23 protein-coding genes are annotated in these 25,780 nt (G+C 39.5%); 8 read left to right on the top strand and 15 right to left on the bottom strand.

All coding sequences use genetic code 11. From position 1 onward, the window contains the following. Positions 1 to 34 precede the first annotated feature (34 nt). Complete coding sequence (locus AC27I2_RS17815) at positions 35 to 3,346, bottom strand: transglutaminase family protein (RefSeq protein ID WP_487205060.1); 3,312 nt, start codon at positions 3,344 to 3,346, stop codon at positions 35 to 37. 596 nt (positions 3,347 to 3,942) lie between these two features. Here AC27I2_RS17815 and AC27I2_RS17810 point away from each other — a divergent pair. The 3 genes from AC27I2_RS17810 to AC27I2_RS17800 all read left to right on the top strand — a co-directional run bounded on the left by AC27I2_RS17810 (position 3,943) and on the right by AC27I2_RS17800 (position 7,922). Beyond that, entirely contained in the window at positions 3,943 to 4,761 is an 819-nt protein-coding gene (locus AC27I2_RS17810; protein ID WP_487205059.1) for an SHOCT domain-containing protein, read from the top strand. Between the two features lie 75 nt (positions 4,762 to 4,836). Then, complete coding sequence (locus tag AC27I2_RS17805; RefSeq protein ID WP_487205058.1) at positions 4,837 to 6,009, top strand: zinc-binding metallopeptidase family protein; 1,173 nt, start codon at positions 4,837 to 4,839, stop codon at positions 6,007 to 6,009. A gap of 179 nt (positions 6,010 to 6,188) precedes the next feature. Next, positions 6,189 to 7,922: an AMP-binding protein gene (locus AC27I2_RS17800; RefSeq protein WP_487205057.1), complete on the top strand. Its 1,734-nt coding sequence runs from the start codon at positions 6,189 to 6,191 to the stop codon at positions 7,920 to 7,922. Between the two features lie 43 nt (positions 7,923 to 7,965). Here the strand turns inward: AC27I2_RS17800 and AC27I2_RS17795 are convergent, their stop codons facing one another. The 7 genes from AC27I2_RS17795 to AC27I2_RS17765 form a co-directional block, all read right to left on the bottom strand. Continuing rightward, entirely contained in the window at positions 7,966 to 8,691 is a 726-nt protein-coding gene (locus AC27I2_RS17795) for a GGDEF domain-containing protein (protein WP_487205056.1), read from the bottom strand. Between the two features lie 14 nt (positions 8,692 to 8,705). Next, on the bottom strand, positions 8,706 to 9,050 hold the full coding sequence (locus AC27I2_RS17790) for a hypothetical protein (protein ID WP_487205055.1): 345 nt from the start codon (positions 9,048 to 9,050) through the stop codon (positions 8,706 to 8,708). A gap of 228 nt (positions 9,051 to 9,278) precedes the next feature. Continuing rightward, entirely contained in the window at positions 9,279 to 9,740 is a 462-nt protein-coding gene (locus AC27I2_RS17785; RefSeq protein WP_058403919.1) for a YehS family protein, read from the bottom strand. Between the two features lie 106 nt (positions 9,741 to 9,846). After that, positions 9,847 to 11,091 (bottom strand): lipoprotein-releasing ABC transporter permease subunit, encoded by a 1,245-nt coding sequence (locus tag AC27I2_RS17780; protein ID WP_487205054.1) that lies wholly within the window; start codon positions 11,089 to 11,091, stop codon positions 9,847 to 9,849. Further along, entirely contained in the window at positions 11,081 to 11,779 is a 699-nt protein-coding gene (gene lolD, locus AC27I2_RS17775) for a lipoprotein-releasing ABC transporter ATP-binding protein LolD (protein ID WP_487205053.1), read from the bottom strand. The genes AC27I2_RS17780 and lolD overlap by 11 nt, the downstream gene beginning before the upstream one ends. Then, positions 11,772 to 12,989, bottom strand: a complete 1,218-nt coding sequence (locus AC27I2_RS17770; protein WP_487205052.1) for a lipoprotein-releasing ABC transporter permease subunit — start codon at positions 12,987 to 12,989, stop codon at positions 11,772 to 11,774. The genes lolD and AC27I2_RS17770 overlap by 8 nt, the downstream gene beginning before the upstream one ends. Before the next feature lie 137 nt (positions 12,990 to 13,126). Continuing rightward, entirely contained in the window at positions 13,127 to 13,999 is an 873-nt protein-coding gene (locus AC27I2_RS17765) for a LysR family transcriptional regulator (RefSeq protein ID WP_487205051.1), read from the bottom strand. Positions 14,000 to 14,130: 131 nt separating this feature from the next. Here AC27I2_RS17765 and AC27I2_RS17760 point away from each other — a divergent pair, with 131 nt between their 5' ends. Then, complete coding sequence (locus AC27I2_RS17760) at positions 14,131 to 15,252, top strand: S-(hydroxymethyl)glutathione dehydrogenase/class III alcohol dehydrogenase (RefSeq protein WP_138530120.1); 1,122 nt, start codon at positions 14,131 to 14,133, stop codon at positions 15,250 to 15,252. Between the two features lie 68 nt (positions 15,253 to 15,320). Next, complete coding sequence (gene fghA / locus AC27I2_RS17755; RefSeq protein WP_487205050.1) at positions 15,321 to 16,163, top strand: S-formylglutathione hydrolase; 843 nt, start codon at positions 15,321 to 15,323, stop codon at positions 16,161 to 16,163. Here the strand turns inward: fghA and AC27I2_RS17750 are convergent. Then, positions 16,117 to 16,494, bottom strand: coding sequence for a hypothetical protein (locus tag AC27I2_RS17750; protein ID WP_487205049.1), 378 nt, complete (start codon positions 16,492 to 16,494; stop codon positions 16,117 to 16,119). The genes fghA and AC27I2_RS17750 overlap by 47 nt on opposite strands. Before the next feature lie 244 nt (positions 16,495 to 16,738). Between AC27I2_RS17750 and AC27I2_RS17745 the strand changes: the two genes are divergently transcribed. Then, complete coding sequence (locus AC27I2_RS17745) at positions 16,739 to 17,155, top strand: MgtC/SapB family protein (protein ID WP_006794759.1); 417 nt, start codon at positions 16,739 to 16,741, stop codon at positions 17,153 to 17,155. A gap of 63 nt (positions 17,156 to 17,218) precedes the next feature. Here AC27I2_RS17745 and AC27I2_RS17740 read toward each other — a convergent pair whose 3' ends face one another. Together AC27I2_RS17740 and AC27I2_RS17735 are read right to left on the bottom strand one after the other, a co-directional pair. Continuing rightward, positions 17,219 to 18,241, bottom strand: coding sequence for an energy transducer TonB (locus AC27I2_RS17740; RefSeq protein ID WP_487205093.1), 1,023 nt, complete (start codon positions 18,239 to 18,241; stop codon positions 17,219 to 17,221). A 162-nt stretch (positions 18,242 to 18,403) separates the two neighbouring features. Then, on the bottom strand, positions 18,404 to 20,311 hold the full coding sequence (locus AC27I2_RS17735) for a beta-ketoacyl synthase (RefSeq protein ID WP_487205048.1): 1,908 nt from the start codon (positions 20,309 to 20,311) through the stop codon (positions 18,404 to 18,406). A 124-nt stretch (positions 20,312 to 20,435) separates the two neighbouring features. On the opposite strand from AC27I2_RS17735, the gene AC27I2_RS17730 reads away from it, so the two are divergent. Then, complete coding sequence (locus AC27I2_RS17730) at positions 20,436 to 21,446, top strand: GlxA family transcriptional regulator (protein WP_487205047.1); 1,011 nt, start codon at positions 20,436 to 20,438, stop codon at positions 21,444 to 21,446. A gap of 18 nt (positions 21,447 to 21,464) precedes the next feature. Here AC27I2_RS17730 and AC27I2_RS17725 read toward each other — a convergent pair whose 3' ends face one another. The 3 genes from AC27I2_RS17725 to AC27I2_RS17715 are packed head-to-tail and all read right to left on the bottom strand — an operon-like array spanning position 21,465 to position 24,503. Next, complete coding sequence (locus AC27I2_RS17725) at positions 21,465 to 21,977, bottom strand: MgtC/SapB family protein (protein WP_058403909.1); 513 nt, start codon at positions 21,975 to 21,977, stop codon at positions 21,465 to 21,467. Positions 21,978 to 21,994: 17 nt separating this feature from the next. Then, positions 21,995 to 23,104, bottom strand: coding sequence for a GNAT family N-acetyltransferase/peptidase C39 family protein (locus AC27I2_RS17720; RefSeq protein WP_487205046.1), 1,110 nt, complete (start codon positions 23,102 to 23,104; stop codon positions 21,995 to 21,997). A 4-nt stretch (positions 23,105 to 23,108) separates the two neighbouring features. Next, the gene (locus AC27I2_RS17715) at positions 23,109 to 24,503 is read right to left on the bottom strand and encodes a RimK family protein (RefSeq protein WP_487205045.1); all 1,395 of its coding nucleotides are present in this window, start codon (positions 24,501 to 24,503) and stop codon (positions 23,109 to 23,111) included. 317 nt (positions 24,504 to 24,820) lie between these two features. Here AC27I2_RS17715 and AC27I2_RS17710 point away from each other — a divergent pair, with 317 nt between their 5' ends. Next, positions 24,821 to 25,159 (top strand): zinc ribbon domain-containing protein YjdM, encoded by a 339-nt coding sequence (locus AC27I2_RS17710; protein ID WP_219423103.1) that lies wholly within the window; start codon positions 24,821 to 24,823, stop codon positions 25,157 to 25,159. Positions 25,160 to 25,226: 67 nt separating this feature from the next. Here AC27I2_RS17710 and AC27I2_RS17705 read toward each other — a convergent pair whose 3' ends face one another. After that, positions 25,227 to 25,628, bottom strand: coding sequence for a hypothetical protein (locus tag AC27I2_RS17705; RefSeq protein WP_487205044.1), 402 nt, complete (start codon positions 25,626 to 25,628; stop codon positions 25,227 to 25,229). Positions 25,629 to 25,780: the final 152 nt, after the last annotated feature.

The raw sequence follows: 25,780 nt of genomic DNA, 5'->3' as shown, positions 1-25,780 counted from the left end.
GTGGAATAACATCATTATTAAGCTTATTTATGCTTTATTTGAATCGTGGTTGACGTCTTAAATCAAGCGTATTTGGGTAATCCATATTAACGTTTTCTTCATCAGGTACAACAAAGTCACTCACCGTTTCTGCGCTCGTAAACGTACGCGTTGCCGCTGAAGGGCTCCAACTTGGTTGATCGGATGCTAACAACGATGGCGTATGACCGTGTTCCCAAAAACGTGCAACTCTGCGCCCTTCAGCTTCAAATGCATTAACAGGTAAAGTTTCAGGGTTGCGTCCTCCAGCATGGCTTACATGATAAACAAATCCGCCTAGTGAGCGCCCTTCCCACGTATCAATTAAATCAAAGACTAAGGGGGCATGTACGCCAATAGTAGGATGTAGTGCTGTAGGTGGCTGCCAAGCTCGGTAGCGAATCCCCGCTACAAGTTCATCATGCCCTTTTCCTTTAACCCCTTTTAACGGCACTCTACGGCTATTACAAGTAACAATGTATCTATCGCTTATAGCGCCTTTTACTTTTATTTGTACACGCTCAAGGGATGAATCTACATAACGTGCAGTACCTGATGCACTAGCCTCTTCACCTAGAACATGCCAAGGCTCTATTGCGGTTCTTAATTCTAGGGTTACGTTATCGAGTTCGCGTGTGCCACAAACCGGAAACCTAAATTCAAAAAATGGATTAAGCCAGCTTAATTGAAACGCAAAACCTGCTTCTTGTAAGTCACGCGTTACTTCAGCTAAGTCGTCTTCGACATACTGAGGCAGTAAAAACTTATCATGAAGCTCTGTACCCCACCGTACCAATGGTTTGTGGTAAGGTTTTTTCCAAAACCAAGCAAGTAAGGTACGCAGTAATAACATTTGCACCAGGCTCATTCGCGAGTGCGGCGGCATTTCAAAACCTCTAAACTCGACAATACCTAAGCGCCCCGTTGGCGAATCAGGTGAATACAGTTTATCAATACAAAACTCTGCTCTGTGCGTATTACCTGTTAAATCGACCAATAAATTGCGTAGTAGTCGGTCCACTAGCCATGGCTCAGGCACTTCGCCCTCAGGCATATGCGAAAAGGCAATTTCAAGTTCATAAAGCAGCTCATCACGCGCTTCATCTACACGGGGTGCTTGGCTTGTAGGGCCTATAAATAAACCTGAAAATAAATAAGATAACCCCGGATGATGCTGCCAATAGGTAATAAAGCTTCTTAATATATCTGGACGGCGTAAAAATGGGCTTTGATCAGGCGTTTCGCCTCCAAGTGTTACATGATTACCACCACCAGTACCTGTATGGCGACCATCTGCCATAAACTTATCGGTACCTAAGCGCGTTTGTTTAGCAAGCTCATACAGTGTTGTTGTTCTATCAACTAGCTGCTTCCATGAGGTTGAAGGATGTATATTTACTTCAATAACACCTGGGTCAGGTGTGACTGCATATTTTTCTATACGGCTGTCTTTAGGTGGGCTGTAGCCTTCTATAACAACGGGTATTGAAAGCGCTTTAGCCGTGCTTTCTATTGCATTTAATAATGCGATGTAATGTTCAAAATGACTCGTTGGCGGCATAAAAATATATAAACGCCCTTCTCGCACTTCAAGTGCCATAGCCGTTTTGATCATTTCGCTACCAATAAAGCCTTTTTTAAGTTTTTTAGTTTTCTCAAAACTTGTTGGTATATCAAATGGGTCACGGTCAATTATATTGCCGCTCCACTGTAAACTATCAAGTGGTAGTCGATAGCCCAGCGGTGATTCACCGGGTAGTAAAAAGCAGTGTTCACGTTTAAATTCCCACAGGCAGGATTGCCAGCAGTGTCTACCTTCATTAAATTGTAATGGCAGCACATAACCTACAGGGTTTTCTATACCTTTTTCCATTTTTGCTAAAAAGCCTTTTCGGCTCATGGCATTTAACAACTCAGGCTCTTTTGGGCCGACCTCTTTAGGTAACGAAGCCTCTTGCCATAAATGATATAAAATATCCTCATAGGCAGTTGTAATTGCTTTTGTTTCTAAGCCTATTTGCTCGCAGAGCTTTTCGGTAAAGCGCTTAGTGTCTGTGTGATCTAATTTATAGTTTTTATTAGGATCAGCGAGTAAGTTTGTATCTTTCCAAAGCGCTTGTCCGTCTTTGCGCCAGTAACATGCATATTGCCAACGAGGTAATGGTTCGCCTGGGTACCACTTGCCTTGTCCGTAATGTGTAAAGCCGCCTTTTGTATATACCTTATTCATAGCAACAAATAAGTTTTGGGCAAGTACGCGCTTTTCTTTGCCGTCTGCTTCTGTATTCCATTGCGGGTGCTCCATATCGTCTATTGAAATAAACGTAGGTTCACCGCCCATTGTTAAATGGATCCCTTCTTGATTGTAAATATCATCAACTTGTAAACCTAAACGGTTTATAGCGCTCCACTGTGTTTCAGAGTATGGCTTAGTTACACGCGGGTCTTCATGAACACGCGTCACTTTATTATAAAAACTAAATTCAGATTCACATTCATCAATACCACCCGATACCGGTGCAGCAGAGCTTGGCTCAGGCGTGCACGCAAGCGGGATATGCCCTTCGCCTGCAAATAAGCCTGACGTTGGATCAAGCCCTATCCAACCAGCACCAGGAATGTAAACCTCGGTCCATGCGTGTAAGTCGGTAAAATCCTCTTCAGGGCCGCTTGGACCATCTAATGATTTTTGATCTGACGTTAGTTGAATTAAATAACCAGAAACAAAGCGAGCAGCTAAGCCTAAATGGCGAAAAAGTTGCACTAATAACCATGCAGAATCTCTACACGAACCAGTACCTTTAGTTAGTGTTTCATTTGCCGTTTGAACGCCAGGCTCTAAACGAATGCCATACCCTACCAAGTTATAAATAGCTTGGTTAACCGCTACTAAAAAATCAACACTTCTAATAGGCTTTTCAGGGCGTAAAGACTCAATTAAATCGACGAATTTAGGGCTTGGCTTTCGCTTTTTTAAATAAGGATTAAGCTCTGCTTTTGACACTTTATCGTATTCAAAAGGGAACTCTTCTGCGTATTCTTCTAAAAAGAAATCAAAAGGGTTAATTACGGTCATTTCAGCAACAAGGTCAACCGTAAAGCTAAACTCCGTTGTAGGCTTATTAAACACAACCCTTGCTTGATAATTGCCAAAAGGGTCTTGTTGCCAATTTATATAGTGATCTTCAGGGACTATTTTAATCGAGTAGCTTTTTATTTTTGTGCGGCTATGCGGAGCAGGACGTAAACGAAAGATATGTGGCCCCATGTTTACCGCTCGGTCGTACTTGTATTGAGTATGGTGCGCTATACCAACAGTAATTGTCATTGATTAATTCCCCTTTAATAATGTATAGCCAGTTAGGTATTACAAAATATGACTTATCCTAAGCAATATTGTGCAATTTATATTCCATAAAATTTTTACTTATACGAGGCCTTAAAAACTGCTAAAAAACACACATTGGCCATTCACATAGATATTAGTTTTCACAAATTTACGTAATTAAAAAAATTTTGCCTTTGTTTTGGTGCAAACGCTGCACCAATAAAGACTAAAATTTAGTCTTTATTAAATTACAACAATTTAAAATATTGAATATTAACAAAGAAAAATATCCATTAATGTTTTACTAACTGTATTCTATAAAACCATTAATGGCTAAATAAAAAACAACTGATTTAAATTATTTCACTTTAAATAAGCACGCCGAGCATTAAAAAATAGTTCATACTAAATACTGCTATTTAAATTTATAAAGCTGTTATAGTGGAGCGATTTTTAACCATTTATGTTTTAAGAATTAGTCAAACTCAGATTAAAGCAAAACGATTAAAGTAATATTAATCTTCACGCTTTTATTATCATCAAATGCACCATGGAAATGTGCAAATGACACACCCTTAATTAAAGGACACCTATTTATGCAAACGCTAACTGATACTGGCGATAATTTAGTAAAAGATATATCTGCGCGTTATGGCCTTAGCTACGATGCCGTAGTGCATATGCTAATAGCAGTAAATCATGGTGGCGGCTCAATGGCTCAGTTTAATTGCCCTGAGCTTGGTGGTTCGGGTCAATGGATGCGAGGTGGTATGACCATGGTTGGTGATATGTTTAATAACGGGTTAAAAAATACCGTCGATAACTTATGTAATGAACTAGCTAACCTTTTAAGTGCTAATCAGGTATTTCCTGTAATACCAGCAGGTACAACAGGTAACGATCAATGGTGGCCAACTGATTTAGGAAGCCCTTTTAGTAGTGGCGCGCAAAATAATATCCGTTATGCGGTATTCCAAAACAGGTTAGCCATTGAGCTAAATGGCCAAATAACTATTTACGATACGCTTGATCACCAAATTAGTGGTGTAAGCCAGCAACAAGGTAGCGATACTTCTCTTACGTTTAACAGCCAGTGGGGAAACATTAGCGTAAATAGTTTGCCATTAATTTCACAACCAACAAATACTATTATTCAACCTGAGCAACAAAATTTTGCACAAGCAACACAAGTCCCTATTGAGCAACCTGTAAATAACCCAGCAAGTGATCAACAAGCTCAGCAAACGCAACAAAAAGCGGTAAATAATATAATAAATTCACAAGGGAATGTTTTGCCATTTTCGGTAACTGAAACTCTCGAAATAATCGAAAAGCTTGCGCATTTAAAAGAGTTAGGTGCGCTAAGTGAAAGTGAGTTTAATACTAAAAAGACTGAATTATTACAACGCATATAATGCGTAACTTTGCGACTGTTCACGTGCATAACCCATTTTGTTGTTTATGCCCTTTTTTGCTAGTTCGGTAAAAATATGAAAACCTTTAAATGTAACTGTAAAGATAACCTCACCATTTTTTTTGAAAGTAGTCATTGTTTAGCCTGTGGTCGTACTTTAGGAATTGACGACAATTTTAACCTTGTTGAACCCTACGAATTTAACGAGAAAACAGGGTTATATTTCAAGACAGAGCAACCCACTGTGCCTTATCAAAAATGCGATAACAACGCACACTTTGGCGCATGTAATGGCATGGTTAATTTAAATACGTTTGCCCCCCCCGTAGATAAAGACGAAACGCTCTGTTTTGCGTGTCGCTTTAATGAAACAGTTCCCGATTTAACTATAGACAAACATATTCCGCTTTGGCGCAATATGGAAACGGCTAAGCGCCGTGCTTTATATACTTTAAAGGCACTTTGTGTTCCGCTTAATAACTTAAACCAAGACCCTGTAAATGGTTTAAGTTTTGACTTTATAACAGACAGAAACGTAAACGATCACTTTGTTACAAAGCTCGCTGGTCATGAGGATGTTTTTACCGGACATAATTGTGGGCATATCACTATAAACTTAGCCGAAGCAGATGATATAGCGCGCTCACATACAAAACATGCAATGGGTGAGCGCTACCGTACGTTACTTGGTCATTTTCGACATGAATTAGGCCATTATTATTTTGATCAACTCATAGCCAACTCACCAGAAAAACACGCTTTATGTAAGCAATACTTTGGCGATGACGCGCTTGATTATCAAGCAGCGCTCGACTTACATTATAAAAATGGTGCACCCGCTAATTGGCATGAAAACTTTATTAGCGAGTATGCCACTATGCACCCATTTGAAGACTGGGCTGAAACATGGGCTCACTACATGCATATTATTGACACACTAGAGACTGCAAAAAACTTTTCAATTACAGGCTCTATTACCGGTAGTGAATACGAGATAGATGAAGCCAATGAGCTAAGACTGCCACAAAATTCACACTATTTTTATGGGCAAACTTCAATAACATCAATTTTAGATAGTTGGATGGAGTTTTCGATTATATTAAATTCTCTTAACCGCAGCATGGGTTTAGCCGATGCCTATCCGTTTGTGTTAACGCAAGCAGTAAGAACAAAGCTTGAATTTATTCATCATGCAATTCATAACAGACTTAACTTAATGCCCAATTTAGTTAACACATCTACTGACTAACTTAGCGTATTTGGCATAAGGTTTTAAAAAACTTATGCCTCGCTTTAGATGCAACCCTTATATACTACCTCACAATTATGACTAATACATTAGTCTAACCACCCTTCTCTTTGTCGACAATATATGTTTATTTAAACTTTAGTTTATGTACGTCACACACATCGACACGGAGAAAACAAATGCACACAAAACATAAAGCGGTTAAAGAAGTAGAACTTATAAACACATTACCGTTGTCACAAAGCTATTTTAAAGGCTCACAAAATACACCTTTAACCAATAAAACCATTGGTGCCTACTTTGATTTTATTGTCGACAAAAACCCCAATTCGCTCGCGGTGGTAGTAAATCATCAAAACATCCGTTTAACCTATAAAGAGTTTCAAAAAGAAGTAAATCAACTCTCGATGGGGCTATTAGCCATAGGCGTTAAACCAGGTGAACGGGTAGGAATATGGTCACCGAATAACATTCAGTGGTGCCTAACTCAAATTGCTACCGCAAAAATTGGTGCCATTATGGTATGTATAAACCCTGCATATCGCCCGAGCGAACTGACTTATGCGCTAAATAGCGTAGATTGTTCCACTTTAATTACTGCAAACAGTTTTAAAGGCAGTAATTATATAGAGATGCTAACTAGTTTAGCGCCAGAGTTTAACCAATCCGACCCAGGTAAGCTTGAGTCAAAAGTACTACCGAGCCTTAAAAACGTTATTAGTATTGGTGATGATCCCATCCCTGGTATGTTTTCGTTTTCACATATTATGCAGTTAGCTACACCCGCCCATCAGCTCGAATTACACGCTATAGCGGCTAATTTAAACGCCGATCAGGACATAAATATACAATTTACATCAGGCACAACGGGCAACCCCAAAGGCGCTACACTGACTCATAAAAATATTTTAAATAATGCGCTTTTTGTTGCCGACTCTATGCGGTTTACACATAAAGACAAACTTTGCATTCCTGTTCCTCTTTATCATTGCTTTGGTATGGTTTTGGGGAGCCTCTTGTGCATTACCAAAGGTGCTGCAGCTATTTATCCAAGTGATTCATTTGATGCAAAAACAACTCTTGATGTAGTTGAACAAGAAGGCTGTACAGCACTACACGGTGTTCCCACTATGTTTATTAGCCAACTTGAGCTCAGTAGTTTTAATAAATATGACTTAAGGTCACTTAGAACCGGTGTTATGGCAGGCTCTACTTGTCCTGAACAAGTCATGCGTAAAGTTCAAACCCAAATGAATATGCATCAGGTTTTAATTGCCTATGGGCAAACTGAATGTAGCCCTATAAATAATATTACTGAAACTGACTCATCAATAGAGCGTCAAGTAACCACTGTTGGGCGCGCCCTTGCTCATACTGAGGTTAAAATTATTGATGAACTGGGTAATATTCAAAAAATAGGTTTACCTGGTGAAGTATGTTCAAAAGGTGCAGGCATAATGCGCTGCTATTGGAATGACGAAGAAAAAACAAAAGCCACAATAGATAGTGACGGCTGGCTTCATTCAGGCGATTTAGGTGTTATGGATAGCGAAGGGTTTGTAAGTATTGTTGGGCGAATTAAAGACATGATTATTCGTGGTGGTGAAAACGTTTACCCTCGAGAAATTGAAGAGGTGCTTTATACATACCCCGGCGTACAAGACGCTGCTGTATTTGGTATTAGCGATGAAAAATACGGTGAGGAAGTGTGTGCGTGGATCCAAGCAAAAGAAGATACAACACTCGATGAACAGGCAATTCGTGCATTTTTAAAAGACAAGTTAGCCTACTTCAAAATGCCTCGATATATTCGTTTTGTAGAGAGCTACCCAATGACAGTCACAGGCAAACTACAAAAATTTAAAATGCGCGAGCAAATGCACGAAATATTATTAGGTAAATCATTTTCATAACATATACTTGCCCAACACCACAAAATACAGATGTTGGGCAACGCTATGATATATAATCTTTAATTACTTTATTCTTCCCTGTATTTTTTGCTGTGTACATCGCTTTGTCGGCAGATGCTAGTAATACTTTCATATCCGGACGAAGGGAGCAAAAATCAGCTACAACCACGCCAGCAGAAACTGTTATACGTTTAAATGTTGAGTATTCGTGGCTTATCGGACTTGAGGCAAAGCGAATAGGTAAGTCGTCAAGCCAGTCTAATTTGTTTTGGCCTAATATTTTAACTAAGATGAACTCCTCGCCGCCAAACCTGACAACGATATCTGCCTCGCAATTTTGCAATCTGCTTGCAACATCAATAAGTATTTTATCTCCATCTAAATGACCGTAATTATCGTTGTATTTTTTAAAATCATCGATATCGATCATAGCAAGCGCTAGCGATTGTGATGGCTTAATTTGATTCATTAAGCGTTTACATTCTGAGTCAAAACTGTGTCTATTATGCAACCCTGTTAGCTGATCTACATTCGCTTTTTGTGTTTCCACGAGCTCTGCTTCATATTGTTTACGTAAAAGTATATCAAGTTGATATTGAATACACGCCATCACAATTACAATACTAATGTAAAAGTAAATACTCCATATTATTGGCGTGGATGAAAACAAATGAACACTTAAAAGGCTTAGCCCCGTAATTGTCCATAAAATAAGTTTATGGCCTAAATGAAGCATGGGTATTGCAGAAAAGGAAGCCACTACAAGCATAGGCCCTCCCTCGTTTAAATAACCATATAGCCCAACAAAGGACCAAAATAAATACCCAAATAAAACGCAAAATAAAATACCATAAGCAAAACAACGATAATGTAAGTATTTTCCTTTAATTTATTGTTTACATAAATCAATACAAACGACAAACAAACCATCGAAAGCCTAAGAATATTAATAACAGAGGATATAGATTGTTCATCGTTTAACCACGAAAGAATAACCAAAATCGTTAAAAATAAAGCAGCTAAATACAAGGCTATATTAGCAAAGTGAACGGTGCTTTTATTAAGTTGATGCTGGAAGTCTTTTTCTTTGTCAGGCGGAAAATAAAATGTTGCGGGTATTAATTGCATTTTAAATTCCTTTTATACTTTCGTTGGCTTGAAATAATGTACTTAAAAGCCGCTATTTTTGTATTTATATGATGGTTGCTTTTTAAGCCATTTAAATTGGTCTAGTAAAATTAGCCTTTAAATATTATCGCTATGTTTGATTAATTACAATATTAGTAAACACTTAACGATGACTGTCTAAAAAACGTTGGTTATTACAACGTTTTTGGACAAAATATTTATTAGTAATTACTCAGGGCGGTATTGCTGCTGAACGCCTGTTAAGAATAAACGCAGAATTTGATCGTTACACACTCGGTAATGCTTGTTGTCTACTTTACGAGAAAACGCACTTAATTCGTGTTTGCTTAAATCAAAATCAACCAATGCAAGCGTGGCTATTACATCTTCTGCCTTCATGTTTAAAGCAATGCGTAACTTCATAAAGATAATATTATTATTTAACTTACTCTCTGGTATTGGTTGTTCGCCGTCACGCTTACCACGTTTAGTGTTGATAAAACCGTTTAAAAACGATGCAAATTCAGTGTCTGAAATTTCAACAAAGCCTTGCTCGCCCTCTTTTATTAACCATGCAAAGACTTGATCTGTGGTTACTGTGGCCTCTGCTGCAGCAAAAATATCAACCATGGCAGTATCTGTTAAATTAAAAGTGTAGCGAAGGCGGCGTAAAATATCGTTATTTGTCAAAGTAATTTCCTGAGTAAGGGATTGTAAAGCTAAGCAATAGCGCTCAACATTATATAAACGCGTAGTTTAGCAGCTTTACAAACCCGACCCTATTATTTTAATGAGGTTAATTACCAAGCACCTTTGCGGGATCGACTCGTGTAGCTTGCCAGGCAGGGTAAATAGTCGCAAAAACTGCGAGTATAAAGGTCGCTATTACTGTAATTCCTATGTCCTCGAGTACAAGTTTACTAGGTAAAAACTCAATAAAGTAAACGCCCTCAAGAGGATTAGCCCCCATTAACTGGCTTAGCCAAGCAAATAATTCACTTATATTTAATGCCAATACAACACCTATAAAAGTACCGAGCAATACCCCTACAAACGCTTGCGTTAACCCTTGCATTACGAAGGTGGCTAAAATAGTGCTGTCTTTCGCGCCCATGGTTTTTAAAATGGCGATATTGCCTTCTTTTTCACGCACTTCCATGACTAGCGACGACACAATATTAAAACTCGCAACAGCAATTATTAAAAACACAACAATATACACAATGGTACGAACCATTTGTATATCTTGGTATAAGCTGCCTTGTGTTCTAAACCAACTAGAAATATACACATAATCGCTAATGGTTTGCCCTACATTAAGCGCTATCTGGTGCGCCGAGAACACGTCATCAACACTTAATCTTAAACCTGTTACTTGGGTTTCGTCGTAGCCAAGTGTTTGCTGTGCTTTTGTCAAATGTATAAACGCAGCCGTGCTATCAATGGGGCCACCCATTTCAATAACACCTGCAAGGCTTAATGTAACGCGTTTAGGTGCTAATAACTGACCTCCCGTTTGTCCAACTTGAGGTATTAGCAAAGTAATATTATCACCCACTTTTGCATTAAGTTGCTTTACTATTTGCTGGCCTAAAATAACCTCTTCAGTGGATAGTTGGCTCACCAACTTGCCTGTTACAAACTGATTCACTGCAGAAACCTTACCCTCATACAAAGGGCTAACACCCCGTATTTCAACCGCTTTTAATTGGCTTTTATACTGTGCCATACCATTCACCGCTATAAATGGAGCAGCCCCAGTGACATGCGGCTGACTTTCTAAATTAGCTATTTTTTGTTGCCAGTTAGCAATAGGACGGCTTGGCGCTACATATTCAACCTGTGGTACTACGCTTAATAAACGATGGACTAATTGTTGCTCAAAGCCATTAATTACTGAAAGTGCAACAATTAATACAGCTACCCCCAATAAAATACCGATAGTAGAAGCCTTAGCAATAAAACTAACAAACCCGTTTTTTTCGTCTTTATGGCCAGAGTATGCTCTAAACCGTTTACTTAAAAATGCACTAAGCAACATGGCTAGACTCTTTTACTGCTAATTTACCGTCATCTAAATACGCAATTTTACCTAGCTTATCAGCAAGCTCCAAGTCGTGAGTTACCACTACAAAACTGGTGTTTAAACTTTGGTTTAGCTCGTTTATTAAATCATAAATTTTAATTGCGTTTTGCTTGTCTAAATTACCGGTTGGCTCATCAGCAAGAACCAACGCAGGTTTGGTTACCAAAGCACGGGCAATGGCAACACGTTGGCGCTCTCCTCCTGAAAGTGCTGAAGGTTTATGCGCACTTCTATGCGCAAGGCCAACTTTTTCGAGCATGTCGAGCGCCTGTAATTTGGCTTCTTTTGCAGTTAAACCTTTTATTAATAGTGGCATTGCTACATTTTCAACAGCACTAAACTCCATCAATAAATGGTGAAACTGATAAATAAACCCTAGGTTGTTATTTCTAAATGCTGCTTGTTCAGTGCGAGATAACTTAGCCACTTCTTGATTTTTGATTTTAGCAATACCTGCAGTGGCAGTATCAAGTGTACCGAGTACATGCAAAAGCGTACTTTTGCCCGAGCCAGAGCTACCTACAATAGCCAGCATTTCACCTTGTTGAAGTGATAAGTCAACGCCTTTTAACACTTCTACTTGGTTATTACCGTCTTGGTATACTTTGCTTAAATTTTCACAACTAATTACTAAATCATTCATAACGCAACACCTCTGCTGGTTTAACTTTTGCGGCTTTGCGCGCAGGATATAAGGTAGCTAAAAAGCTCATAGCAATACTGGCAAACGCAATTATTGCTAAACTAATCACATCAAATTTCACAGGTAATTCAATGCCAGCAAGTAGATTCAAGCCAACTAACTCAAGTAGTTCATTAATGTATAAACTCAGTAGTACACCCACAAAAGCCCCAATTAATGTGCCAATAACTCCGTTATAAAGCCCTTGAACCATAAATACTTTTTGTACTTGCGATGGGGTAAGGCCAAGAGTTTGCAGTATCGCAACTTCCCCTTGTTTTTCACTCACCATCATTGTTAAGGCTGATACAATATTAAATACAGCCACCAGCACAATAAGTGCAAGTAGCATAGACATAATCCGCTTTTCCATTGCTACTGCGGCAAATAAAGTACCTTGGGTGCTTCGCCAGTCTGAATAGTTGTAACCCTTTAAAATAAGTTTGCTCGCGTCTGTAAATTCATCTAATTCGAAAGGTTCATAAAGTGACACGCTTAAATTTGGGGCAACATTTTTATTTAACTTTAAAACACGCTGAAGCGATGCCCCACTTGTAAAGGCAAGTGCCATGTCTATTTCAGAGCCTGTTTCGTATATTGCTGCAACTTTAAATAAACGCTGGCTAGGCACACGCCCCAAAGGCGTGTAAGTAGATGCATTTGGCATGATCACACGGAGTTTATCACCTAAACCAATGCCCAGTTTTCGACTTAAATAGCGACTTATAGCAATGTTATAGTTTGTACTTAGTACTGTTTGCCAATTACCTTGCACTATTTTGTCAGTCACTTTGTATAACGCACCGTTATTGTCATATAAGCCTTGCAGCAATACGCCGTGAAGATCTTTATTGGTTTGTAAAATAGCTTCGCCATGGCGATATAAATTAACGTGTTCCACGTAAGGAGATTTAGCTAGATTTGATTTAAGAACCGACATTTCACCTGGTTTATGCTTTCCAGATTCAACTTCAATATGAGGAATGAGGCCTAACATATTGGTTTTTAAACTGTGCTCAAAGCCGTTCATTACACTGCTTACAGTAAATAAAGCCATTAAACCAATAGCAATACCGGCAATAGAAAAAAAAGAAATAAACGATATAAACGCGTTCCCTTTAGAGGAGCGGCTGTATCTAAGTCCTATAAATAGGCTAACCGGTTGAAACATATTATTTAAAACATTTGTGTTAAAAGTGTTCTGCTATAGTAGCACGAAGTTAGCGCAATTGAATATGACCATAAATGTAAGAAATAATTTATAAATCTGAGACTTGGCTGATTTTTCAGCAATCTATTTAGCGCAATTTACGCTTTGAGGTCAGCAACTAAATAATCTAGCAATACACGTACATTAGTAGCTACAAACTGGCGCGGCGGGTAAACACCCCACACACCTTCTTGCTTAGGTTGGTATGACGTTAAAATAGGCACAAGTTCACCACTGTTAATCTCGTTCCCTATGTAATAGTCAGGCAGTTGTACAATTCCTAAGCCTTTTTTAGCACCATCAACAAGTGCCCACCCACTATTGCACTGTAGCCTACCAGCAATTTTAATGTGTTTTTCACGCTCATTTTCGTTTACACGCCAATAACTGCTATTACCTATTAAGCACTGGTGATTATTTAATTCCCCCAACGTATGTGGCTCACCAAAGCGCCTTAAATATGAAGGCGATGCACACATAATAAAGCGCCGAGCACTTAACCTTCGAGCTTTTAAACTTGAATCTTTTAAATGCCCTAACCGTATTGCTAAATCAAACCCTCCATCTAATAAATCTTCTTGTTCGTTACTTAAGGTGGCAATAACTTCTACTTCAGGGTGATCGTGCATAAAATTGTGCACAATAGGCATAATAAATGTCTCCCCATACATGACAGGGGCCGTTAACTTAATTTTTCCTTTAGGCGTAGTTTGATGTGTTGCAAGGCCTTGCGTAGCATCGTCCATTGCATGCTGTAAGTGCTTTATTTGATGTAAAAAAATCTCACCCTCTTTGGTAAGAACCACTTTGCGGGTAGTACGCGTTAAAAGCTGGGTATTTAAACGTTGCTCAAGGGCGGTTACATGCCGGCTAATATGCGCAACCGAAAGCCCTAACGTTTTTGCCGCAGCAGTAAAGCTCCCCTCTTCACCGACTGCTATAAATTCGTCAATCCCGTCCCAACGTGCCATTATTACCATACTGTAAAAGTGTTTTAATAAATCAGAGATTATCATTATATGAGAAACAAATACAATAGTCGCATCACCCAAACAAATTGGGTCTACAATTGATATTTAATACCACTACAAAGGATAAACACATGTCTGAATTTATTAAATCAAAAGCGGCGATTGCTTGGGGCCCAAACCAACCTTTAAGCGTAGAAGAAGTTGATGTGATGATGCCTAAAAAAGGCGAAGTAATGGTAAAAATTACTGCTACTGGTGTTTGTCATACCGATGCATTTACCTTATCAGGTGAAGATCCTGAAGGCATATTCCCAGCTATTTTAGGCCACGAAGGCGCAGGCGTTGTATACGCAGTTGGCGAAGGCGTAACAAGTGTTGAAGTGGGCGATCATGTTATTCCTTTATACACAGCGGAATGTGGCGTTTGTAAAATGTGTACATCTGGCAAAACTAACTTGTGTTCAGCAGTACGTGAAACCCAAGGTAAAGGCTTAATGCCAGACGGCACAACTCGCTTTTTTAAAGATGGCCAACCAATTTATCACTACATGGGTACGTCTACGTTTTCTGAGTACACAGTACTTCCAGAAATCTCATTAGCCAAAGTAAACAAAGAAGCTTCTTTAGAAGAAATTTGTTTATTAGGGTGTGGTGTAACAACCGGAATGGGTGCGGTAACTAACACAGCCAAAGTTAAAGAAGGCGATACCGTTGCTATATTTGGCCTGGGTGGTATTGGTTTATCTGCAATTATTGGTGCAAAAATGGCAGGCGCGAGTCGTATTATTGGTGTAGACATTAACACCAGTAAATTTGACCTTGCCACTAAACTTGGCGCAACTGATTTAATAAACCCTAAAGACTTCGACAAACCAATTCAAGAAGTAATTGTTGAAATGACTGACGGTGGTGTTGACTACTCGTTTGAATGTATTGGTAATGTTGATGTAATGCGCTCTGCACTTGAGTGTTGTCATAAAGGTTGGGGGGAATCTGTAATTATTGGTGTAGCCGGTGCTGGCCAAGAAATTTCTACACGTCCTTTCCAACTGGTAACTGGCCGAGTATGGCGTGGTAGCGCATTTGGTGGTGTTAAAGGCCGCTCGCAACTTCCTGAAATTGTTGAGCGCTACATGGCGGGTGAATTTGCGTTAAACGACTTTATTACCCACACAATGAGCCTTGAGGAAATTAACGACGCGTTTGATTTAATGCACGAAGGTAAAAGTATTCGTACCGTAATTCATTACTAATAAGCACTTAGTAAACGACTTAATAAAAAGCCGTAAAACCAAAAAGTTTACGGCTTTTAAGGATTATTATGTTAGAGAATATATCAAGTACAAAAGTAGCCGGTGGTTGGCATAAGCAATATACTCATGCTGCAACAAGTACCCATTGCACTATGCGTTTTGCAGTATTTTTACCACCTGATGCAAGTGAAAAAAACAAAGTACCTGTGCTTTATTGGCTATCGGGTTTAACCTGCACCGACGAAAATTTTATGCAAAAAGCAGGCGCTTTTAAAAAAGCCGCCGAGCTGGGTTTTGCAATAGTGGCACCCGATACGAGCCCGCGTGGCGATAATGTACCCAACGATGATAATTACGACTTTGGGCAAGGTGCTGGCTTTTATGTTAATGCAACGCAAGCACCTTACAACACACATTTTAATATGTACGACTACGTGGTTAATGAGCTACCTGCGCTTATTGAACAGCATTTTCCAGTAACAAGTACCAAAGCCATTAGTGGTCATTCTATGGGTGGGCACGGTGCTTTAATGCTTGCACTTAAAAATCCAACAGCCTATGTAAGTGCCTCTGCGTTTAGCCCAATAGTTAACCCAATAAATTGCCCTTGGGGGATAAAAGCATTTACTGGTTATTTAGGTGACAATAAATCACTTTGGGCGCAATACGATACCTGCGAACTTATGAAACTAGCAAAGCAAGCGGATTACCTACCTATGCTGCTATCGCAGGGTGATGCCGATGGTTTTTTAGAAGAGCAACTAAAACCACAAAACCTAGTGGCAGTTGCTCACGATAAGAGTTACCCGTTAACGCTTGAAATGCAAGAAGGTTACGACCATAGTTACTTTTTCATCAGTAGCTTTATTGACCAACACTTATTATTTCATAGTCAGTTTTTAACTGCGTAGCCTCGTTAGTGTGTAGTTCTGGATTCTCTAGTTCTACGCACTCTTTTAAACTTTTACCTACCTTTCTACACACTTTGCGCTGTTGATTATTCTCCACACTGACAAAGTCGACTAATGCAGAATCAATTTTTAAACCTAATTTTGTAAAAGAAAACCCTTCTCTATCTTTTGCAATGGGTTTAAAGGGATCTTTGTAAGGATCTGAACGAGCAGTGCTATTCATATTTTGATTTAATTTTTCGTTATTTTGGGCATGCCCATCTATTAAAACTCCTGCCACCGTGCAACCACTTAAAAACACACTTATTAAAATAGTTACTAATAATTTCATAATCCCCTCCTCTAAAATATTTATAAATACTAAACGATTATAAAATTAAGACTGTAAAAAGTTGTAAAACCAATTTAAATACACCTATAAACACATGAGGTAAAAGTGATAAACCAATGTGTACATTTTACTAAATATGCTCTCAACCAACCTGGTATGAAAAGCAACTCATTGATTTTTAATGTTTTTATATTTGGCGCGGCACTTGCTTTTGTAACTTAAGTTTATTTAATCGAGAATAGCAATGGAATTTGATTTACAGTGGAACGAAATCTTAGATAACTTAATTCATTTAGGCATTGCCTACGCTCTCGCATTGCCAATGGCATACGACAGAGAGCGCAGTAAAGATGGGGCTGGGCTAAGAACATTTCCTTTAGTCGCGGTTGCATCGTGCGGGTACGCACTTATAGCTATGTCGGTGTTAGACTCATCTGAAGCACAATCTAAAATGCTACAAGGAATTATAACCGGCATCGGATTTATTGGTGGTGGCGCAATTTTGAAGAATAACCAGTCAACATCAGGTACTGCAACCGCAGCGAGCATATGGAACATGGGTTTAATTGGTATTGCTGTGGCAAATAACCGATATGAAGTAGCCATTTTGCTGGCTATAATTAACTTTATAACGCTCAGGTATGTAAAAAAATTAAAGTAATATAGCTTAAGCATAAAAAACCCCAATTATTGGGGTTTTTATTAAGACTATGTTGTTAGCTATTTACAAAAAAGCATAACCACTTTGTTTTAAAGTGACCGTTTGTGCTTGCGCACTTTTAATTAATAATCCACAGCGTAAATCGTCTTTAGAAATAGTAATTTTATCAATAGCGCTTGTGTTGTAATTTACCACTTTATTTTCACAGCGCAGTTGAACCTTGCTAAGTGGCATTGCTGATTCAAGCACCACCTCACTTTTAGACAATAAAGGCATAACAGCTTGATCTGTTTCAATCATTATCTGCTGGTTTATATCGTCTGAGTTTTTATAAATATCATTAACTTGAGTTAACAACTGTTGTTTATTTTCATCTGTAAAAACAAAGGCTTTAATGTTTCCTAGGGCATCAATTGCATCATAAGCGCGCACGTAATCCTGTTTAGAAATAAACCATTGCAAAGCATTTTTTACCACTCGCACTTTTATCTGATCTGGTAAATTATCTCTGAACAAAAATGCATTGTTAATGTGTTTGTCAAAGCCGTTCCAATCTTTCGTAAAATAGCTATGCTGACTTTTTAACCATGAAAGTAATACTATTTCAACAGTATTTTTGGCATGGTCGCGTTCTAGCTCTATTATTTTACTTTGCGCTTCGTCTAGTTTTTTTTCATTAATTAAATTACTTGCCGCTTCATAATCATTAAAAAAGCCATGCGTTGCTTTGTCATTAGTGTATCCCAAGTGTAAATTTTGAGACGTTACAGTAATAAGCTTTGCACTTGGCACTGATTTACCATCGACCTGAGCACTCTTGTAATTTAGTTTTGACACATACTCTACAACTTCTCTTTTGTATTTGTCTTGCCCGATAGATGCAACAATTTCAATATCACTAACTTGACCACTTTCATTCACAACATAACTACTTAAATTTAAGCCTTCAAAGCGTGACACACGAGAAGATGTATTTGTTTGTTTATTGTAGTTGTCCTTAACAACTTCAGCTGGCACAAAATCTGCCATTACTGGCACACAAGTTAATGCAGGTATTATAGAAAGAGCTATAGAGAGTTTTTTCATTTGATTATCCATCCTAGAACGCAAAGTAGCTATTATGGAACAAACATTATAAAAAGATGCAAGCTTATATTTATAACTAACCAAAATTTAACTATAGACTAATAAGCTCATAAATATAAAAAAGGCGCTTAATAAAGCGCCTTGGGTTTCAAGTATGTGTGCTTAAAACATATCTTGATAGGAGTGGGTTGTACTAAACGAGATGGCTTTATCAAAACCTGGTAGTTCAATACCGTCTTCGCCAATTACAATGTCGTTATCGTCAATGGCGCCATCGCCAAAACGGTATACTAATTCGTACTTGCCAAGGTCAGCCTGTGCTCTATAGGTATTTTGCGCAGCAACAACAGATGTATTTTTATCTGCATAATGACTCATAACCTCATGACCATGGCGCTTAGCAAGCATTTGTAGTGTCACTTTAGCGCTAAGTACAGTCGCTGTGGCGTTATTACCGCCAAAGCCTTTTGAGTTTATAAAGGCTATGTCCATATCGCCGCAATCGTAATGACTGTTTCGTATATCTAAGTGATCTGCATAAACATCGTCAGCAACTTTATCTATGGTAGTAATACCCGGCATAATATTATGACTAAATACACCCAGCGCAATCGCTAGCTGGTCGCCACTAGCAGGTGCAATTGTATGCCCTACATAAGCTTTTGGCGCCGTTACTTTCCAGTTATCAATAGCAAAGGTTTGCGCTACTTTGTGATAAATAAGTGACTCAGTTACTCTGTTTTGCGGCGTACTTGAACCGTGCGCTAAAATAAAGCTGCGATTTTGAAGCGCCTCTTTACCTAATAAGCTTGTTGCCAATGCCGCAGATTTAGCCATGGTAATATAATTACCTGGGCCCGGTGAGGTTATTGATTTTTTAATACCATCGGCATTTACAAATACATCAGGTACTGAGCCCATAATGTCTGCACCGAGTTCCAGAGCCAGTGCATCATCCATTAATATAGCAACCTGAGCCCCCTCACCTAAGGTAAAACCGCAGTTCTCACCAAATGGGCGGCTGCTTTTACGGTAATCGGGCTCTTGTTCACTACTTAAGTTATCTAAACGGCGCAGGCCTTCAACATTTGCAAGCGCGCTCATATTACCAAACCCTTCAACTACCTCAGGCGTAATAGCGCATTCAACACTTGCAACAACTGCAACACGGGTACGCCCAGCTTGAATGTCGTTTACTGCAGCGCGTAAGTTATATAAAAAAGTGGCACATGCCCCTGAGGTAGAAAACGTAGTGCCTACATTACCGGTAACGTACGCGTTTATAAAATCAGTCGACATCGTGTTTAAACCCAGTGCTAATTGCTTAGTACTAACGCGATCGCCCTGCTGACGCGCTTTAACTAAACCACCTAACCCTTTGTCGTCCATTTGGCCAATAACAGAGGCTGAATAGGTACCAATTTTATCTGGCTCTACGCTATTCATTATGCGTTGCCAGTCAAGGCCTGTTGATTTAATCGCGTCGTTTGCAGCAAAAATGGTGGCTTGCAAACCGCGAGGCTGATAACGGCTGTTATACATAATTGATGGGTCAAACCCAGTAGGAAGCTGCCCTGCCGATTTAATTGGGTTGTCACGGGTAGAATCAAGCTTTACGTCTAAGTCTGCGGCTATGGTTACTTTTACTTTTTTGCCGTCAAGCTCTTGCACATTCCAGCTTGCAGGCACAGGGGTTGGTAAATCACGTGCGCGAGTTTCAAATACAATTGCGTTTTCATCAGATGTCTTTAACGTCATTTTTTGCTGCCAAGGCGTGGCATCTGCATCAAAATGTTCTTTTTCAATTTTACGAATAAGTGTACCAGCAATAATTTGCTCACCAAAGCGTGCTTCTATGTCGCTTTGCTCAACATTATTACCATTTGAATCTTGAAGGTTACCATCAACAACGCTTACCAAGTTCATTAATGTGGCGAGGCCTAGAAATGTTTCACTACGATCTTGTGCGTTTAATGCATCTAATACGATACGGCGGTAACCTTGATGAAAAGAAGTTCGGCCTGCGGCGTTTATACCGCCCATGCCTACTATTATGGGTAATGCTGTCATAATTAACCTTTAATGCGTGTTATTGGAGAAGCAAACAGTTTAATTGGATTAATAACAACTCTTTATGCTTTAATAGCCAAATATTTTGCACAAAAGGCCAAAAAGTACTGGTCGGAGCATTGAAATGAATAAAAAATCGCTTAACCCCGCGCTAAACATTGCAATCACTGTGTACCCACACTTACTCATTACCAGTTTAACGCTCCCCATTGAAATGCTGAGAGCGGGCGAAGCCTATGCAAAAGGCCACTTAAACCAAGCTGACTTTAGACCACTTAGTATAAATTTAATTGCTAAAAATAATGAGCCAATACAAACCCGTACAGGCCTTGCTATAGTTCCCGACTTCACGACTGCCAACGCACCATATAACGATTTAATTATAGTCCCCGGCATTTGGCGAAACCCACGCCCTGTCGTTCGTACTAATAAAGAAATTGTTGAATGGCTACAAGAAAGCTTTGAAACTGGCAGCCATATAATTGGTGTGGGCACTGGTAACTGCTTAATTGCAGAGGCAGGGTTACTTGATGGGCACCCTGCAACAACCCACTGGCATTATGCAAAACAATTTAGCCACGACTACCCATTAGTAAGCCTAAAACCCGACTTTTTTATAACCCAATCTGAGCGCATGTATACGGTGGCAAGCTTAAATGCCCTTGCCGATGTGATCGTACATATTATTAGCCAATATTACGGCAAAGCCGCTGCGCAGCACGTAGAACGTAACTTTTCGCACGAAGTACGAAAACCTTACGAAGATCAGCGCTACCTTGAAGGCGCGGTTGACCGCCACCCAGATGAACTCATAGCGCAAATTCAGTTTTGGCTTAAAACTAATCTAGCCAGCGAATTAAACCTTCAAGAAGTAGCGGCACAATTTAGTTTAAGCTACCGTACCTTCACACGGCGTTTTAAGCTTGCCACTAATCAAAGCCCTATAGAATATTGGCAGCAATTACGGGTTGAAGGAGCTAAAGAATTATTAGCGTCGTCTAATTTAACTATTCAAGAAGTGGCGCTTGAGGTTGGCTATAACGACCAAGGTCATTTAACTCGCGTGTTTAAAAAAGTGCTAAGCCAAACGCCAAGCGAGTACAGAAAAGTAGTAAGAAGAAAATTATTTGGCTAATGCAAAAACGCCACTAAATTAGTGGCGTTCTATGTCGTTAAAGTCTTTTCGGTAGTAACGCTTTTGATAGTTTTTTACTTTAGCGTGTACGCCTTTACTTAAGCTTTTAAATTTTGCTTCAAGTACATCTACACCATATAAAATACCAACCACCAGCACTGAAAGTTTAATAGCAGCGCCTAAATTGTCGGTGGCTATCATTACGCCAATTGAGGCAAGCACCCAAATGGTTGCAGCTGAGGTAACCCCTACTACGGCGCCGTCTTTTGCAAGCATGACCCCAGCGCCTAAAAAGCCTATGCCTGTAATTATTTGCCCCACTACACGAGAATGATCAATCACATCGCCTTGTAAGTTAAACGCGGTCGATAAAAACAAATACGTGCCCAGCGTTATTAACGCTGAGGTACGAATACCCACAGGTTTACCTCGTAACTGGCGCTCTATACCAATTATGGCACCGCAAAAAGCGGCGGTGCCAATGGCTGCCCACGAATAAGGGGCTACATCAATTAAATCTAAAAAAGTCACTCTTTAATTAATACCTATTAATTATTAGCAATGGCTACTGCGGTTCTTAGCCGTTGGCCACCAAATGCTGACATTTTACTAAAATCACTGCGCGCTATAGGCACGTACTGGCAATCTATTGCGAGTTGTTTGTCGCTTCCTGGCTCGCAAAATGGGTCGTGAACATACACGCAGTGCTCATCAAGGTGGGTAACGCACACCCAATGCGGTGATTTTTTACCATCAAAACTGTATGTACTAATCAATAACAGTACGCTAAAGCCTTGGCTTAACCACTGTTCAATATGCTCAAGCTCTACGTCTTTGTGCATCAGCGGTATATTTGCCTGTGCAATGCCATCAACAAATTGTTGATGCACTGTTGCTAGTACCACTTTTTTGTTCTCATTGCGTACGCCATCTAAAAACAAAGGCTCTGTGGTATTAACCATGACCTCGCTTTTAAAGCCGCGTTTGTTAGCGGCAAGTGCTAAACCAAACGGATGGCAACCACCATGCCCTGAGGTCATAAAAATGGTGGTGCCTTCACGCCACAGTGCCAGCTCGTGTGATTGGCTAAGCTCGGTTGTTGGCTTAAGTGCCCCCATTGCCATTAATAACGCCGCAGGCCCACAGGTAAACTCGGTAGTTTGCTGATACCACGGCGTTAATCGCGCTACTTTTAACTCACTCGTTTGGCGAATATTTTTTTGCATTCGCAGCGCATCACTATGATCGTCATAATAATCGCTGTATTGGCCAAAGACTCTGTAACCCAAACTTTTATAAAGCCCTATCGCACTGTCGTTATTTACAGCCACTTCTAAGCGAAGGTAAATACGCCCACGCTCACAGGTTTGTTTTTCAAGCGCAGCTAATAGCATTTTGGCAATGCCTTTACCTTGCATTGTGGGTTTTACAGCTAGCGAATATAAACGCGCTAAACGTGTACCTTTATGGCACCACACAAGCCCATAGCCGCATACTTGCTCGCCATTTTCTGCAATTAGTAAAATACCGTGCTTAGCACTTAACCAGCGTTTTAAACTACGCGGGCTCAATTTGTCGTTATTAAAGCAGACGTTTTCAACGTAAATCAGTGCGTTTAAATCACTGTTAAGTGCCTTTCGAATAACAAGGTTACTCATGTTATTATCCACGGCCTCGGGCTTCTAAACGTTGTTTAAATTCGTCCATAATGATCATGTATAGCTCGTCGCCTAAATAGCCGTCTTCTACTTTGTGATCAATACTTGGATTGTCATTTACTTCAAGTACATAAGCACGGCCCTGATGCTCTTTAACATCAACGCCATATAAGCCTTTCCCCACAGTTTTACATGCTTTTAATGCGGCATCTAATACAGCTTTTGGTAACTCAAAGGTTGGTAGCGTTTCAAAGCCCCCCGAGAAAAACCGCTTAGCGTCATGGTTATAAATTTGCCAATGGTTGCGCGCCATTAAGTAACGACACGCATAGATAGCGCGGCCATTTAACACACCCACTCGCCAATCGTATTCTGTGTACATGTATTCTTGTGCAAGTACCAATGCGCTATATTCAAACAGCTCGGTTAATTTAGCTTCAAGCTCACTGCGGTTTGCAACTTTAAACACCCCTTTTGAGAACGACCCTTCAGGCATTTTTAACACAAGCGGATAGGTAAACGCCTCTTCTAATTGCTCAAGCGTTTGCGCTGATTGATCAGCCACTACAACCGTTTTTAAACTGGGCACTTTTTGATAATTAAACGCATCGTGTAAGTACACTTTATTACAACAACGTAAAATAGACTCAGCATCGTCTATTACCACTAAACCAAGGCTTTGCGCTTTACTTGCAAGGCGATACGTTGGATGGTCAATCGCTGTAGTTTGGCGAATAAATAACGCATCAAACTGGGCAATGTTGTCTATTTCGTCAAAGCTCAATGCTTGTGCATTAATACCATGTTTGGCCGCTGCTTTTATAAAACGGGCAATGGCGTCTTTATCACTCGGTGGTACTTTTTCGTTATGATCAACGAGTATTGCCATATCCCATCTAAAACGGCGCTGCACATTGCCAATGCGCCATTGAGTTTGGGTAAACATATTTAGTTTTGCTACAAAATTGCTGTATTGCTCCTCGTTTAAAGAGCTAAGCGAACCTTGCTGTAACAAACCTTGTTCATCTACAAATAAAATAGGCGCTGGGTATTGTTTAAATACCGATTTAGCCGCTTTACTTTGTAATTCGTTTAAGGCATCACCAAAATATACTGCGCCATCAATTTGACCCACATTTAACATAGGTGCGTGGCCGCCTCGAAGCGCGTTTATTGTTTTTACACTGGGTAACACTTGGTGCTTGCGGGCCTCTGCAAGCAATGAGCAATAGTAACCCTTACTCAAGTATTGGCTTGAGTCGCATAAATTAATAATGCGAGTTTTAGGTTCATTATGTTTTGGGTAATCACGTAAGTAACTATTAAACGTAATTACATTTTCGAAAGATTGAGCAAGTGTTTGCTCGTTGTTATCAACCACTATTAAGGTTTTAAACACGACTTTTCCTAGTTATACCAATCGGTAGTAAGCCAAATATAAATGCGTGCGATCTTTAAATTATCGCACTATAAATAGAAACACCCATCGTACTAAGTGTGCATTGCGCGTATCACTTAATCCGATGGGTGCTTTAACAAATACCTACTGTAAGTGTTAGCGCCTAAATTGCTTAGGCGACATCTGCTTTATATGCCCTTTTTAAAAACCACACAAACGAGATATTTTTAGCGTAAAGATAAAAAATATTGATTAACTATATTTTCCAATTAATGCAGATTAAAATACGCAAAATTACTATTTTATGAGCGTTAAAAATGTCACACCCAGCCTGCCCACAGTGCCAATCTGAATATGTCTACGAAGACCAGCAACTGCTTATTTGCCCTGAGTGCGCCTATGAATGGAACCCAAATAGTACAAAGGATGAAAACGCAATTTTAGTTAAAGATGCCAACGGCACCCTACTTACTGATGGCGATAAAGTAACCGTAGCCAAAGATTTAAAAATAAAAGGCAGCTCACAAGTTATTAAAATTGGCACCAAAGCGGTCGTAAGGCGAGTGCTTGATAAAAAAGATCATGAGCTAGATTGTAAAGTAGATGGCATTGGCGAAATGATGGTAACAGCCAAGTTTGTGAAAAAAGCTAACTAGTTGGGTAGGTCGGATAAGTGGCGAAGCCATCCTGCATGTCTCGCCCAAACACTCCAAATGATTAAGTTTATTGAGCTAAAGGTGAACATTCATTAACAACCGCTAAACCCAGGTCTATGTGAGCCACAATATAGCCATATTCCTTCTTTGACAGTTTACCAGTTTTATACAGCTTTTTTACCGACTTATGGTTCCATGATTCACCACATTTTGGCTCTGGAATTTGAAGATCTAGGGTAAGTAGATACTCCATTTCTTTATCTATGGAATACCCTTTTTTAACAGAGCTTTTTGCGCAAAGGCTTAGTGCATATTCAACCGCAAACTTGTCTACACTTGGTAAACCAACAAACTCCACATCACACCCTAAAACACGTTCGCCAGAAGCCTTCGTGTAATAAAGCTTTCCTGTTGTGCAAGCTGATAATAAAAAGAGCACTGCGAATATTGATAAAAATCTATAAATCAAAATACTTCCTTGTTTACTGCTGCCTAGCTCAGCGGGCATTTGAAACGTAGCGAAAATTGCTCCGAACAAACTATTTATTAGACTGACATCCATCTTAATTTCAAAATTTAGATAGGTGTATAATTAGTTATTATCAGTTTCCAACCTGACTC

It is taken from the genome of Pseudoalteromonas sp. NH0006-46, assembly GCF_057547735.1.
Note: the sequence above shows the minus strand (reverse complement) of the source record. Positions and strands in the feature narration are given on the sequence as shown.